This is a genomic window from Pseudomonas sp. NFPP12 (assembly GCF_900103205.1).
GTDB classification, from domain to species: Bacteria; Pseudomonadota; Gammaproteobacteria; order Pseudomonadales; family Pseudomonadaceae; genus Aquipseudomonas; species Aquipseudomonas protegens.
Map to the genome: position 1 here is coordinate 556,772 of NZ_FMWW01000004.1, position 15,079 is coordinate 571,850.

Here is a 15,079-nt window from a genome sequence, read left to right on the forward strand (position 1 = left end):
TATTACAGTCGACTACCATTCGCAACGCGCGGCAGATTGCTTTAGGAGACGCACTTAATGTTCGAATAAGCTATTTTCGGGTTTGCGCCCAAGCATATAGGCACGCCCTTGTTGAGCATTAGATCTGCCGCAGATTGCCCAGTTGCTATCATCTCGTTCAGCGCTTGCAGATAACCGCTCTCGAGCTTGGTTACTCCCTGGTACTGCAACCCCTGAGCGGCCAGCCCGACCAAGCGTCCAATCCCTTCGGCAAGCGAGTTCCCCGCCCCATCGACCCCGGCCATGCCGAACTCCGCGGCCTGGGCATACTTGCGATTCAACTCGGAGGGCGTCTGCGCGCCGAGCATGTCCAACGCGGCATCAAGCGCCTCTTCGCTATAGGCCAGGCCCTTCCAAAAGGCCGCGAGTGAAGCGGCGAAGTGAGGTGCACAGGTGTCGGCCGAGCGAAACTCGACAATGTTCTTCAGCCGAGCCTCAGGGTAGAGAGTACCCAGATGCATGATCCAATCCTGCAGCGTCGCAGCGCCCGAGGCAGCCCCCAGGCGCATGTAGTCGCGAAAACTCAGGTCGTTCATGTGGATCAACTGCCCTTCCCGCTGGATGAACAGCAGTGGTTTCTCCAGGGCCCAGTCAACATAGTGCTCAAAGGCATGGGCGCTGAAGTGTGCATGCAACATGAACTCGGGAATACCGGAGCGTTGCTGATCGAATTGGGTCCAGGCATGCATCCGATGACTCTTATAGCGGCTGGTGACCGCCGAAAAGTACGGAGAGTTAGCGAACAAGGCGACGATGTAAGGCTGACAGGCAACCCCCAACTGCAACAACTTGCCCGCATGCTGCTCGGAGAAGTAGTCGACGGAAATCTGCATCGAGGCCGTCATCTTCTGCCCGGCCGAGGCCCCCGAGACCTTTTCCAGGATAGGCATCATGTGCAAGTAGCGAGTACGCGGCACCGTCGCCACCGACGCCACGCCCCCGTAGGGCCGATAACCGATGGGCAGCAACGAAATGGCCAGGCCCTGGCAGACCCGATCCAGTTCCCGCAGAAACACTTCGAGTTCGATAACAACATCGGACACCAGACGCAACGCCGATGAAGAGAACTCTACCTGGCCACCAGGCTCCAGGCTGATGACCGTGCCGCCGCGCCTCAAACCGATAATCAAGCCGTCGTCATAAACTGGCGAGTAGCCATATCCCAGCAAGCCCTTGAAGATGCTCGACAGGCTGCGCAAGCCAAAAAACGGCACACTCAGGGAAGTCGCCTTATCAATCAGGATCAACTCGTATTCAAGTCCGATCAATGCCGAAGTCCGGCGTTTGATATGCCGATGAAAATAGGCAATACAATCTTCCTTGGTGATGGCTCTTGCGCCCAATACTTCCAGCAATTCAGCGGCCATATTGATTCCCTCCTACTAAGCCAGCAGATCCTGGAGATCAGTGAGTGCCATCACCAACGTATCGATATCTTTGCGACTGTTGTAAAGATGCATCGAGACCCGCAAGGCGCCATTAATTCCACTGTTGCGGTAGAGCGGCTGGTTGCATTGGTAGCCGGAACTCAGTGCAATGTCGTAACGATCGGAAAGAATCCGCGAGACAAATCCGATATCCACCTTGCCGACGGCAACCAGAGGAAAAATCGGCAAGTGCTGCGGCCCGATGGGGAAGGCGATTTCAATATTGCGCACCGATTGAATCTGCGACAGGAAATAGCGCTCCAGATCCTCATCGTGGTCTTGAACCCACTGCCCGCCCAAGCTGTTTATATAGTCGACCGCCGCCCCCAGTCCGATGGCCCCTTCAATGTTCGGCGTGCCGGCCTCGAACCGACCGGGGCCGGATTGATAACTGACATCGCCCTGCTCCACTTTGTTGACCATGCCGCCGCCATAGCGATAGCTCTGCATCGACGCCTGCAGATCTCGCCGCATGTACAACGCGCCAACCCCCGAGGGGCCAAACATCTTGTGCCCGGAAAGGGCGAGAAAATCACAATCGATCTGGCCGACATTGACCGGGATATGGCCAACGGTCTGCGCCGCGTCCAGCAGGCTCAAAGCCCCCCTTGCCCGGGCGATCTGACAGATCTGCCTGACGGGTTGCACATTGCCGGTGACATTCGATGCATGGCAGACCGCGACCAGACGGGCCGGATCGGCGGCAAGCAACGAATCCAGATGATCCAGGTCGATACAACCGTTCTGATCCAGACGGGCAACCGTGACTCGACACCTGGACAACCAGGGCAGGAGATTGGAATGGTGCTCCAGGGGCGAGACCACGACATGGTCGCCATTGCCCAACGCCAGCCCATGGGCGAGCAGATTGATCGAGTCCGTGCAATTGGCGGTAAAGATCACTTCATCGGCGCTGCACCCCAGAAAGCAGGCCAGCTTGTTGCGCGACGACTCAAACAGTTGGGTGGACAGCTGAGCATACTGATGATTGGAGCGCCCGACATTGCTACCGGCATGCAGGTAAAAATCAGTGATGGCGCTGATCACCGACGCGGGTTTCAACGAGGTGGATGAACTGTCCAGGTAGATCCGCTGATTATCCCGAAAGAACGGAAAGTCACTGCGCGCATCCGGCAACACCATGCATTTCACATCCAAGGCTTGCATAACATTCTCTCTTTTTTAGTGAGGGACGACTCTTCACGGACCCGCTATTTGATAATCGCGAACTTTCCCGAGGCTTGTGGCGCAATGCTTGGAACGGCCATTGACTCAACAGTACGCATGCGGCCAAACCAGCCACGCAGGCACCGCTCGACGACCGCCAGGGTGGCGTCGTGTTCCTGGACATCGGAAACGTAAAACAGCGTGACCTTGTGCTCGGTCACCTGCAGTTGATACTGCCGGACCCAAGGCGCGGAAACGGCAAACAGCTCATCAAGATCGGCGAGGGTCTTGAGCTCCCCATCATCGGTCACCAGGCAGTCCCTGATACGGCCATGCAGCTTCAGCAAAGGAATGTCATCCACGGCGCCGAAGACCTTATTCGACCACTCGCCTTCCGGCACTTCGACAAGATCCCCGGTGGCATAGCGCAACAAAGGCATCAGCGGGTTTTTCCAGGACGTGACAATCAACTCGAACAGATTGCGCCGGGCCAGGTACGGTTTGAGTTCGACCAATGTGTCGTGGCCACAACGGACAAAAGTGCCGCTGCGGTTCTGCATGAACAGTACGCCCAGCTCCGTCGAGCCATACATGCTCAGAACTGGCAAACCATAGGCGCTCTCGATGAGCCGGCGAACATTGGCGGTCATGTACTCGTAGGAAGCCGCGATGTAGTCAGGGATGTACAGAGGCTCAGTAATCCGGTACTGCGCACGCTTGCTGAGGAAGATCGCGAGATAGGTCGGATCTATCTCCAGAAGCTTTGGCGCAAACATCCGCAGTTCCGCATCGATGCGCTGGACATCGGTGAGCGTCCAGCGCGTAGGGTCCGGATGCGTATTCAGGCTTAGCACCCCATTATGGATACGCTGCTGGTAGTCCGGGTCGTCAAGAAAACACGACACCGCGGAACAGGCCGCCGTCGTCAGTACCGCTTTCCTGTCGTGCTCCATCGAATAACCAACCATGTCCGCCACCCGCTGATAGGCGCGCGTGAACTCACGCCCCCACCAGCCCTTGTAACGAATGATCTGGAGAATCTGGGAGCTGCTCCCGGAGGTATTGGCAAACTCGACATCGCCGCCCTCGATGCCGACACGCATCGCCTGGGTCATGAAGTTTCCAGGAAACCCGGAAATGATTGCCTTCTTGTCCAGCAGCGGAATACCGGCGGGGTCGCCCACCTCGAAGAATGAGTCGAGGCGCTTCATCAAGGGCTGATAAAGGGGCACCTGGAAGTGTTCAATTGACATGTTGCCGACTCCTTGTGGCAGCCTCACTGGCGAATGTTTTCCATATCTGCAGGTGCTCGGGATGATTGAGCAGGGTCTTTTCTATATGCCCCTGCAGCCCCAGGACGAAATGCTCGTGACTGGCCAGCTCGACCGCCTCGATCACCCCATCGGCAGCCCTCGCGCAGGCTTTCAAGCTCGGCGCCAGGCGCTTGATCGCTTGGTGGTGCACCGACGAAACGCTGAAACTGCGCTTGTCGATAATTCGATAGAGCCGGCTCTGCGGATCGACGTCCACAGGGTGATAGTTGATCCAGCCATCGGGGTCGATCCCGTGCTCGATCCCTCGATCGGGGATCTCCTGATACAGCGAGCCGCCTTCGGCAACGTTGATCAATTGCAGGCCTCGGCAGACTCCGAGAATCGGTAGCTGTCGAGACCTGGCCTGCCGGTACAAGGCCAACTCCAGTACGTCACGATCCTTGTCGGGACTGAGCATCAGCGGCCGCTTGTAAGGCTCGCCAATCCCGGATACCAGCGCCGAATAGCTGACCTCGCAATCCTCGCCGTAATGGCTAGGACAAAGGTCCTGACCGGAGCCCAGCAACAGCCCGTCGGCCATGCTGAACAGGCGTTCCAACGCCTCAACGGGCATCCCCGGCACCACCACCAGCGGAACACAGCCCAGGCTGATCAGCAGCTCGGTGAAACTGCAATTGAGAACATTCATCGCCAAGGCAGCGGAGTGATTGATAGCCAGCCGCTGGCGTGCGGCGCTGATGAGAATAACGGGCTGCATCATTCAATTCCCTGAATAGGTACCTGCACCGCGCCTACGCGCAGTGCCCAGGTTTCATGGCGTCGGTGTCAGTGACTGGCGCGCAGGCAGCGCATCGAGGTAGCTGGCAATCGAGTCCAGCTTCAGTCGGTCATAGGAGTAACGCTGGTCCGGCTCGGTATCGGGCATCTTGGTGCCGGCACGCATGGCCGATTCGACGAAGATACCCAGCAAGGGATTGACCTCGAGGACATAGAACTTGCGGTCCGCGCTCGACTGGACCATGTCGACGATCGTCCCATTGATTCCCAACACCTGGGCGGCCTTGAGTGCAACTTCAACTTCGCCTCCCAGGATGCGCGGCGTCATTTCACCGCCCGCGGAAATATTGGTCTTGAAGCTGTGTTTCTTCTTGCGGCTGTAACCGCCCATCAACTCGCCATTGAAGATCTCGACCCGACAATCGTAATCGCCAAACTCGATGTATTGCTCAACGTAGTAATCACCGAGAAAGTGCGCCGTCGCCTGGATGAAGTCGATGAACTGTTCAGCCTCCACAAAGCGCATCACACCCACGGCCCCATGGCCCGAGCGGGGTTTGTAGACCAGGCTGCCCCAGCGCGCAAAGAGTTGGTGGATGACCGCATCATCAATCTGGCTACCCAACAAGGCGGAGTCGGGTACGTTCACTCCATGCATGCGCAACAGCTGGTTGGCCTTGAACTTATCGCGACAGTTGAAGAATGAAACACACTCGTTCACCACCACTACGCCACCGTCTTGCAACGCCCGAAGAATATCGGCCTGATACGGCGACTGCTCATCGGCGTTCATATGAAACAGGGCATCGAACTCACTGAGGCAGCGCCCACAGGCGGTATAGACCTTCCCGGAAATGACATGGCATTGGCGCATGTCGAAATCGGAAAAAACCACAAAGCCTTTTTCCTCAAGCAACTCACGAAGCATTTGCTTGGGAATATGGCCGTTGTCGTTTTCATACATCCACAGCACTACCGAACGACGACTTCTGGCTGAAGTGCTCATCGCACAATCTCCGTGTTGCTATCTGCTACCGAGGGTGGGCATGGCGTGCCATGGCACGCCATGCATGATTCAGAGAATGACCGAGAGCGGGTCTTTGTAAGACTCGCGCTGAGTCAGGCCATACCACCAGCGACGAACGTTCTCATAGTTGAATACGATGCTTTCGCTCTGCGCTTTAAGGATGTAATCGGTGTACTGGACAAACGCCAGGTCGGCCAGGGACAGCGAGTCCCCCACCAGGAATCGCCCCTCCTCGCCAATGGCGCGATCCATGGCGGCGTAGATGGCGTTCAACTTCTCCTCGGCCTCCTTGACCACCGCCTGGTCAGTCTGTCCGCCGTACATGGGCAGGAACAGCTTTTGCCAAACCAGGGTATAGGCCTGGGGCGTGAAATAGCTGGAGTCCACGCTGAGCCACTGATCCATCCGCGCAATGTCTTGCCGGCCCTGCGGAATCAACGAAATACCGGGTAGGATCGCCTCCAGATAACGGTTGATAGCCTGCGACTCATAAAGGGTCAGGTCACCGTGGATCAGCACCGGAACCTTGCCGAACGGGTTAAGACTCAAGTGCTCGTCCGACTTGTGCGCACCGGTCCCCAGGTCGATGCTGACAAACTCCACCGGCGTGTTCTTTTCCTTCAGAACCATCAGCACACTGCGGGTGCAGGCGCTGTTTTCGTTGCCGATCAACTTCATGCGGCGCGCAGTCATTTACCCATCCCCATTTGCGACCCCATGTCCAGGGTATTGCCGAAGGTCCAGCCCTTGCGGATCACATTGCCGTCAAAGTAGGCAATATCCATGTTGTCCACGTTGACCACCCGGTTGGACGCCGGAATACCTTTGAGAGGCCCCTTGTGCGTCGCGGTGAAGATCCCCTGGTGAATCACGAAGTCCCCTACCGACCACATGTTGGTCATGTTGATGGAGGCATCGGGGAAGGCTTCGGCCAGCATCACGAAGTCGTCCCGCGAATGGTCCTTGCCCACGGCCAACCCGGGGACCATCTGGTCATCCCATTCGATGTCGTCGCTCATGCAGTCGAGCCACGGCTCCAACTGCTTGCTCAGCAGCAGCTCGTTGTAGTGGCGCATCTTGGCCAGGTTCTCGAAGCGCGGCTTCAGCGTCTTGCAGTCATAGATCTCGCACGGCTCGGTCAGTGACGGCACGCTGCGCCCCTGATCGTTGATCACGCCGAGCTGGATCAGCAGGGTGTAGGGGTCCTCGTAGGTGTGCTCCTTGGTCACGCGGAAATCACTGTCGAACCAGAACAGGCTGGCGGCGATCAGGCCAACCTCCTTGTTGCTCGGCTCAACGCCCATGTAGGCCTGGACGTGCCGCCCCTTCCAGCCCCACACGGCGATGAGCACATTGTCCTTGAGAAAAAGGATGCGGTCGGCCAGTTGCATGTCGGCGAACGTGCCCTGCCACTCCTGGTAGTGCTCGAGGATCTGCATCACGCCGATGCGGTCAGGCTGTCCGGGAGATTTGCGAATGGCATCTGCCGCGTACAAAGATGCCAAAGACTTGTAGTCTTTAGTACGGACCGCAGTCAGATAGCTCTCACGAAATAAGGTTAGGCTCATCTTTATTACCAACTTTGTGAATGAATGGGTTCAACTTTGCACTGCAGCAGTACTTCAGGCATCGGGTCATCACTGGGGGACTCGAAGTCCATGCCAAAGATTTCCTTGTTTTCCTGCTTTATCCACTTGTCAAAGGGATGCTGGGAGCTCGCCAACTTTGCGAATGCCGCATTCAAATCTGGCGCCGCCAAATAACAGATAAAAAGCTCCATCTCGCCAAAAGGCTGCAGGAACCAGTTCTCCTCAACCGTATCGAGGCGCTCCAGAAACTGGCGAAAATCGGCATTGCGTTCATTGCGGATCAACTGGGCAAACTTCAGGAAACGCTCTTTCTTGTCACCGGGTAAAGGCACCGCAAAAGCAATGGTCTGCATAAAACACCTCAGTTGCGCTTGATAAACTCTAGGCACACGCCCGGTTCGGAAGTCATGAACAACCGGGCTTTCAATGTCGGTTCATTCCCATTCACTGCGCGCAACTCATAACGTTGCGCAATACGCACCAGAATCGTCTTCCCCTCGCCCTCGGCCAGATGGATGCCGATGCACTTTCGAGCGCCCGCGCCAAACGGCAGGTAGGCATACTTGTGCACATGCTTGATGCGTTCCGGTGCAAAGCGTTCCGGGTCAAACTTCAAAGGCTCTTGCCAATATTCCGGATTGCGATGCAGGCCCCACTGGGCAACGATGAAGTCCGCGCCCTTGGGAAACAGATAGTTCTTGTACTGATAGTCTTCCAGCACCACTCGGCTCATGCCCCAGGAAGACGGATAGAGCCTGAGGGACTCCTTGAATACCCAGTCGGTGTAATCGAGGCGCTTCAAATCTTCCAGGGTGCAGAGTGCATTGCCGAGTTCAGCCTCGACTTCCTCATGCAGCTTCTGTTGTTCTCGTGAGTTGTTCGCCAGTAGATAGAGGGCGAATGCCACGCCGTTCGCGGTGGTTTCATGACCGGCCAGAAACAGGTTCATGACTTCATGCCGGAGTTGGATATCCGTCATCCCCTCCCCGGTGTCTTCGTACACCGCAGACATGTACATCGATAACAGGTCGTTGTGCTGGACCTTCTTGTTCTGACGACGGTCGTGGATGATGGTGTAGATGATCGCGTCGATTTTCTTCTTGGCGTTCTCATACGCCTGCTCATCGGCGGCGCTGATGCTCGCAGGTGACCACAACTTCAGCAGCGAATACTCCTGCAAGACCTCGAGGGCCGCGGTGACATCGCTGGAAAAACGCAGAATGTCCGTGGAGAACAGACACTTGATGACAATCCGCAGGGTAAGCTTTTTCATCTCCTGAGTTGCATCGAGAACACCTTCGGAACGAGCATCCCACTCATCGAACATCTCGTTGATGCATTCGTGAAATACGTTGCCGAAAGCGTCAACGCTGCGCTTGCTGAAAGAAGGATTGGCGATCTTGCGCTGACGCTTCCATTCGTCTCCGATCAGCGTCGACAGCCCATTGCCAATAGCCGGGCTGATCTTTTCCATGGTCTCGGCGCTTTTGGAAAAAAACCGCTCGTCACCAATCAGCATGCTTTCGATAAAGGGCGCATCGGCGATGAGATAGCCGTTGATGCCCCGCAGGTAAACAATATTCCCGTACTTTTCCAACGCCCGCGTGGTCAGGCCCAGGGGGTCCTTCAACATGTAGGAAGGGTCATTGAACTCGGGAGAAACATCATCGCTGCCCGGTACCACATCAAAGCCAGAATCAACCAGGAGTGCCGCTTCCGTCGCTTGCGGCAAATCGCCCTTCCTCAAGTCTTTCAAATTACTCATAGCTGGACACTCTCATAGTTATCACGATTTACAGATAAGACTCTTGGCTCACCATTTACAGCAAAGAAGTTAAGCGACCAGGACACTTCCAGATTCAGGACGTGGTGCCACCAACCGGCCGGCAAATACAACATATCGCCAGGCCGAAGCTCGCAAACAGTGGATACCGATTGTTGATAATCCGGAAACTTCTCAGCCAGGTAGTTTTCCGGATCCACGCGACTGGGCTCATACATCAAATTCCCACCGACACTGGCCGGGTAGAGAAATTTTGTTTCACTTGGAGCAAAAAGACGTATTTTTTTGCGCCCTTTCAATTGCACCAGAAAGTTATCCACCATATCCCGATGCAATCTCAGCCCGGTACTGGCAGGGCCTATCCACCATCTTGGTGTATTGAATACCTCGCGCGCGAAAACACTCGGAAAACAGTAGGTATCGTCCAACGCAGGCGGTACGGTATTGGCCGCCATATAACCGCTGGCAGACGCTTGTACGGCATATAAAGACTCTACATATTCCGCAAACGAGGTTTTCCGGTACTTGGGTGGCTGAGCATTTTCCAGATCGTATTCTTCAAGAAGAAGACTCACATCCAAGTTACCCACCCGATTGACTATATGCCCGACAGGCATCGAGAAGATCGGCCATGAAACTGCCGCATTGCGCACAATGACCGGTTCTCCACGACGTAAATAAGGTTCGATATCCCTTTCATCAGCGATCACCTGGCAAAACGGAAAATCCTTTCCTTGAGTGCTACGGATCCCCAGTTGAGCAATGCGCTGAGTGTCAACCAAGGCATTGTTGAAAATAAAATTCAACAGCTTCATCACATCGACAGAAATAGCGGAGTGGTCGTTGTCTGCGCTAATCAACAACTTCCCGGTATTGAACAGCGTCAGCGGATCATCGACCTTGTTTGCCAAAGCCTGGAGAGTCATATCACTGAGCACGATAGTGGCGCGTGGTTGGTACTCCTGCGCGGCAAACGACCAGCTCAGTGTTTCAGAAACTTCCATGCAGCCCAGATGAACTCCAGACTCAAGTTGCCAGTGATAGCTCCCTTGCAGGCCACGAAGTGCCCAGGCAGGAACTTTTTCACTCAATGTCTCGATCAATCGAAGGTTGGAAACTGCATTTGCCAACATTGCATAGGCTCCCTGCCAGGCCAGATCAAAGCTCAAACAACAGATCCTTATATTCGTGCCTGAATACAAGACCTATTGCATACTCGATATACCGCACAAACAGCGCGGCATAACCTTTGCTATCAGGTGCTAGATGTTCTGCAAGTTTAATCCACTCTCCAGCATTGGAGAAACGCGCATAAAACAACTGCGTGAACACATAGTCACTGGATACAGGCTTCACACCGGAAAAGTGCTGTTTACCGAAAAATGATATAACCGGCTGAATGCTGCTTGAATTTCGCCCAAACAACTCAAGCAGCCAAGCGTGATAAACATCTTCCTGCAATGCTCTGTCATCAGTTGCCTCACGACTCAGCAAAGCCTTGATGTCGCTGGGCAAGAGTCGCCCCTGGTCATCCCTGCCAAGCAATTTTGCCAAGTCCGTCCAATACGCCGAGCAGTCATCAAGATGTTGCTCCAGATAGAGCGCTATAAATTGGCTGAACGACTTATCTTTGCGATGAGCCTGGCACATCAGGGTGTTGGAGACGTAGTTGAAAAAACTGTATATCCGTTCTCGATCTCCCAGAGCACTTACCAGAAACTCTGGAAAATGAAAGGTCGGCCATTTGGAGTCCGTGGCGATAACACCATCACGACCAAAGGAGTAAGTGGTATCACTTGCAACAAAACCCTGAGTCCGACCTATGCCAAATACCCGAGTACTGGGAATCACATACCCCGCCTCGTACTTGTTTGTCAGTCCACTTTCTTCGAGAAATGCCAACGTACGAGCAATGGTGTATCTGTCCGCATGCGCATTCCCCAGAAAGAACGAGATGAGATTGGAGTACTCAATTGGCGCACTGGCGGTAAACTTCGCCTGCTCTTCCAGCTTTCGCGTTCTTTCCTCATGAATTTCCGCACGTATCGAAGACAGGCTTTTGAGAAAGGTAACGGCCTGCTCTCTCTTGTACGGCACCTTCGCCCGCTTCAGGTTATCTTCGTCCAACGAAAGAATATCGTTCATGGCGCCGGTGTAACCGGCACGCATCATCGTCTTCAGCTCATCGTGACCCAGCGAAGGCAGCGAATATCCTGACCATTTAATCTGGCGCTTCTTATAACGCTCATTAAGACGAATCACCCGCTCGGCCAGCTCCAAGGCGAAACCAGCACCACCGATATTCAGTTCAGAGCAGATAAACCAGAAGTCATAGAGATCGTTTTTTAATAGAAACTCCAGGTCGGCTTCGACCACATCCAGATTACGCTTGTCAATCCGCTTGCCCTTGACGTCAGGTTCAACACAAAAATAGCACTGGAACGGGCATCCACGCGAAACCTCTACAGCAATGGTCGGTGGGGTTTTCGACTGTAATGCCGGGCCGTAAAAGGCCTTGATCTCGTTAACGATATCCAGCCGGTACTCGGTCACTTCGGCTGGCTTGTAGAAACCGACATCGTTATATAGGTACTCAGCCCCGTTCTTGTGAATCAGACCAGGCACAGCCCCCAGGTTTCGGCCGGAGAGAGTGTCGTTGAAGGAGCGAAAGAAGCCGTCTGGACAGCCCTGCAAGCCGAGATCGATTTCCAGATAGTTAGCCAACTTTCTGGCATGAGTGGTAAAACCAAAGCCACCCATGATGATAGGTGCATCCGTCAACTCCCTCACTAGGCGAATCAGGCGCCGGCTGTCTTCAACGGGGTAATAGGTTCTAAAGTAATTCCCAGGCTCGCCATCTACGGCATCATAATTGGAAAGATCAAGGGAGTCCCCTTGCCGCAGATGTATACCAATCATCTTCGGACGCTGGGTCTTTATCACGTTTTTAAGATATTCGTACCAATGTTCAACGTATAGCAAATCAATACGTGTGACCCTGATATCGAATCGCCGAGCAATCTCACTAATCTGAACAAAGGCATACGGATATATCGGACGCCACGGTAAGTTACAACAATTCAGCAATAAGAAATCGGTTTCCTGCATACTCACGGCGCGTCATCCCTGTACAACAGTGCAGAAAGCTATTTAGTTAGCCAAGAACATTGGCAGCTTGAAAACCGCCTTGCGTGAATTACAGCCCTGACAAATCTCCATATTGCCCAACTGTTTCACCCTGCTTTTCACAATCTTCTTCAGGTTGTCATCATCAATATGACCAATATTTGATACGTGCCCAAAATCCTGGAAACAACCGAGTATCTCGCCGGTATAACTGATACTGACGCTGCCATCGCCAATTGCACAAAAATTTCTATTTTCAAGGGTACCCAGCAGGGCATTCAGCATGAACTTGACCTTGCCCATGCCTGTTTTGTACTCGCTCTCAGACAGGTTCAAACCCAACTCGCGCACAAGTTTCTGACGGTATTCACTTTCGAGTTTGGCGTTGATATCCCCCCCTCGGTTCCAGAGCGGGAACAGATAGATCCGCTTGAAACCCAGGCTACGCAAATGTGCGACGGTCGCTGGCAATGTGCTATAGATTGCCGGGCCGCCAGTCAAATGGACAATGACCTTATCCGCCGCGGCCTCGGCCAACGCGGCAATGTTGCGCCAGATTTTCTCGTGGTTCAGGCCAATGTGAACCTTATCGAAAACCTCTTTCTGAATAGAACTGACAGACAGCCTGATGACATCAACGTTTTGTACACAGGCATCTATATTGCGCTGATTGAAAGTGACTGCCGTTGTTGTCACGTCAGTCAAGACTCCGGAGCGACGCATCATTCGCAAGAGCTCATGAAACTCTGGATGAATGGTCGGCTCCCCTCTGCCCGCCAAGTCCAGTTCCCAGACGTAGGAAGGGTCTATCTGCGAAACTATCTTATCCATGGTCTCCAGCGAAATAAAACCATAGTCCTTGATCACTGAGCGGGGGCACATACTGCATGCTGCTGGGCACGATGGCGTTGCCTCAACATTGACAAGTACCTTCTTAAGCACGGGCAGTTCTCTCCATTGATTTTTATATTCCCTGTGGAGCTCATCTAGACTGCCGGCGCGTTCAAACAGCGCAGCCCGTCCGTCCTTCAACAATCTAGAGACATTACCGCTCATCTGTAACTACCACTATTGGTAGGTACTCAGCGAGACGAAGTCTTTACTCTTTCTATTCCGGCAAGACGCCATCGAACAAGTTGCTGGCAAGCGCCCATTGCCACATCTTTTTTCTGACGCCAAACTTACATCTACGCATGTTTCATATTTATAAACTTGATTTCCATCGTAGAACTGGTCAGATTCGCGACGCAACTCGATGTCACCGCAGTACGAAAGGTGACTATACAAGGAGGGTATTTATGAAAAGCTGGCAAGATGACTTACTGATGATAACGGACCTGAAACTTTCCGAAGCTCAAATAGTCAAGCGGATTCAAGATGCGGCTACAACGCTTGAGTTCGAGTACTGTGCTTACGGGCTACAGGTGATTTTTCCCGAGGAGAAAGTCGTGATGTTCAACAACTATCCTCGCCAATGGCAGAGGCGCTACGACACTGAAAACTACCTGGCCACTGATCCAGTAGTGGCGCAAGGTAGACAATCCCAGGCACCGATCATATGGGAGGACGCGGTGTTTCGCGAAGCACCTGTATTTTGGGAAGAAGCACGGGCAGCTGGACTTAAAGTTGGATGGTCGCAGTCAAGTACCAATGCTGCCGGTGCAGCCAGCATGCTATCACTCAGTCGATCGTCACAACCCATCACCCGCCAGGAACTGGATGCCAACGAAATAAAAATGCGCTGGCTGGTAAGTGTGGCTCACATCACACTTTCAAACCGGATCAGCACACGTCTTGCCAACCCCTACGAAGTTAAGCTGACCTCCCGTGAGAAAGAAGTTCTAAAGTGGACCGGCAGCGGGAAGACCTCATTTGAAATATCCTGCTTGCTGGCCATTTCAGAAAACACGGTAAACTTTCATATCAAGAACTCCATTCTAAAACTAAGTGCTGCCAATAAAACTGCGGCCGTTGTCCAAGCCTTCCTCACAGGACTACTGATCTAAATAACAATAATAGAAAATAATAAAACAAACCCAAACCGAAAACTTTCTCTGCCTTCACATTCCCCTTTTGCACCTCAGCCTCAGGAACCCTTCTGCTCTTGAGCCATGCTGGCGCCGGCTGCCCATACCTCCTGTCCGGCGACCAGCACTAATACCGCAAAGCCTTTGCCCGACAAAAAAAGCCACCTACCTACCAATAATGGTAGGTACCCGGCTTTACTGGCTAATTTACGATCACGCTCGACTTGAACGCCGAGGATCTATGATGCGTATTTTTTCCGGAAATGGTAAAGCATTAGGCTCGCAGCTGAAGCAGGACATTGCTTCTTATCGTTATAAGGTATTTGTCGAAAAGCTCGGCTGGCCATTGGATTGCCCCGACCAGTTGGAACTCGACGAGTTTGACCGGGATGACACACTTTACCTCGCGGCCAAAGATGAAACAGGTGCCATTGTGGGTACAGCACGCCTACTACCCACAACCCGCCCTTATCTATTATCGGAAGTATTTCCCGACCTGCTGGGTTCAGATCAGCCGCCCTCTCAAACTCATGTCTGGGAGTTGTCCAGGTTCGCCGCTGTATCGCTCGATAAAGAGACCGATGTTCTGAATGCCTACTCTTCCTCCCAGTCAATGTCGCTGCTACTTGAAGCCTTCGAGTACGCCAAGTCTCTGGGGGCACGCAAACTACTGACGGTTTCGCCGAGTGCAATCGCACGCCTGCTGATCAAGAGAAAGTTCAATATTCGGCGCCTCGGCCCCTCCAGGCTCAGTGAGGGGCTGAGCATCATGGCCCTGGAAATCGACCTGTCTGCAGCACGCAGCCATTAAGGTAGAACGGCCCAGGAGCTCCAGCGCAGCGC

At 53.7% G+C, this 15,079-nt stretch carries 14 protein-coding genes; 2 read left to right on the top strand and 12 right to left on the bottom strand.

The genetic code is table 11. The features are described from left to right. Window positions 1-41 precede the first annotated feature (41 nt). The 12 genes from BLS75_RS19595 to BLS75_RS19650 all read right to left on the bottom strand — a co-directional run bounded on the left by BLS75_RS19595 (window position 42) and on the right by BLS75_RS19650 (window position 13,265). Entirely contained in the window at window positions 42-1,406 is a 1,365-nt protein-coding gene (locus BLS75_RS19595; protein WP_072451604.1) for a glutamate-cysteine ligase family protein, read from the bottom strand. A gap of 15 nt (window positions 1,407-1,421) precedes the next feature. Continuing rightward, window positions 1,422-2,633 (bottom strand): aminotransferase class V-fold PLP-dependent enzyme, encoded by a 1,212-nt coding sequence (locus BLS75_RS19600; protein WP_072451605.1) that lies wholly within the window; start codon window positions 2,631-2,633, stop codon window positions 1,422-1,424. 44 nt (window positions 2,634-2,677) lie between these two features. Further along, window positions 2,678-3,886, bottom strand: coding sequence for a phenylacetate--CoA ligase family protein (locus BLS75_RS19605; protein ID WP_072451606.1), 1,209 nt, complete (start codon window positions 3,884-3,886; stop codon window positions 2,678-2,680). After that, window positions 3,876-4,667 (bottom strand): gamma-glutamyl-gamma-aminobutyrate hydrolase family protein, encoded by a 792-nt coding sequence (locus BLS75_RS19610; RefSeq protein WP_072451607.1) that lies wholly within the window; start codon window positions 4,665-4,667, stop codon window positions 3,876-3,878. Before BLS75_RS19610 ends, BLS75_RS19605 begins: the two co-directional genes overlap by 11 nt. Before the next feature lie 51 nt (window positions 4,668-4,718). Continuing rightward, window positions 4,719-5,690, bottom strand: coding sequence for an ATP-grasp domain-containing protein (locus BLS75_RS19615; protein ID WP_083533726.1), 972 nt, complete (start codon window positions 5,688-5,690; stop codon window positions 4,719-4,721). 69 nt (window positions 5,691-5,759) lie between these two features. Further along, entirely contained in the window at window positions 5,760-6,404 is a 645-nt protein-coding gene (locus BLS75_RS19620) for a glutathione S-transferase family protein (RefSeq protein WP_077933628.1), read from the bottom strand. Then, window positions 6,401-7,279 carry a nuclear transport factor 2 family protein gene (locus BLS75_RS19625; protein ID WP_072451610.1) on the bottom strand — a complete coding sequence of 293 codons (879 nt, stop codon included), beginning with the start codon at window positions 7,277-7,279 and terminating at the stop codon, window positions 6,401-6,403. The genes BLS75_RS19620 and BLS75_RS19625 overlap by 4 nt, the downstream gene beginning before the upstream one ends. A gap of 5 nt (window positions 7,280-7,284) precedes the next feature. After that, complete coding sequence (locus BLS75_RS19630) at window positions 7,285-7,653, bottom strand: hypothetical protein (RefSeq protein ID WP_072451611.1); 369 nt, start codon at window positions 7,651-7,653, stop codon at window positions 7,285-7,287. 8 nt (window positions 7,654-7,661) lie between these two features. Continuing rightward, window positions 7,662-9,065: a cytochrome P450 gene (locus BLS75_RS19635; protein ID WP_204378527.1), complete on the bottom strand. Its 1,404-nt coding sequence runs from the start codon at window positions 9,063-9,065 to the stop codon at window positions 7,662-7,664. After that, on the bottom strand, window positions 9,062-10,252 hold the full coding sequence (locus tag BLS75_RS19640) for a cupin-like domain-containing protein (protein WP_077933627.1): 1,191 nt from the start codon (window positions 10,250-10,252) through the stop codon (window positions 9,062-9,064). Before BLS75_RS19640 ends, BLS75_RS19635 begins: the two co-directional genes overlap by 4 nt. Next, on the bottom strand, window positions 10,242-12,197 hold the full coding sequence (locus BLS75_RS19645) for a radical SAM protein (protein WP_141323324.1): 1,956 nt from the start codon (window positions 12,195-12,197) through the stop codon (window positions 10,242-10,244). Before BLS75_RS19645 ends, BLS75_RS19640 begins: the two co-directional genes overlap by 11 nt. 36 nt (window positions 12,198-12,233) lie before the next feature. Beyond that, window positions 12,234-13,265 (bottom strand): radical SAM protein, encoded by a 1,032-nt coding sequence (locus BLS75_RS19650; RefSeq protein ID WP_077933626.1) that lies wholly within the window; start codon window positions 13,263-13,265, stop codon window positions 12,234-12,236. Window positions 13,266-13,507: 242 nt separating this feature from the next. On the opposite strand from BLS75_RS19650, the gene BLS75_RS19655 reads away from it, so the two are divergent. Together BLS75_RS19655 and BLS75_RS19660 are read left to right on the top strand one after the other, a co-directional pair. Next, window positions 13,508-14,215, top strand: coding sequence for an autoinducer binding domain-containing protein (locus BLS75_RS19655; RefSeq protein WP_072451613.1), 708 nt, complete (start codon window positions 13,508-13,510; stop codon window positions 14,213-14,215). 265 nt (window positions 14,216-14,480) lie between these two features. Next, a complete protein-coding gene (locus BLS75_RS19660; RefSeq protein WP_072451728.1) occupies window positions 14,481-15,047 on the top strand; it encodes an acyl-homoserine-lactone synthase in 567 nt (188 codons plus the stop codon). Window positions 15,048-15,079: the final 32 nt, after the last annotated feature.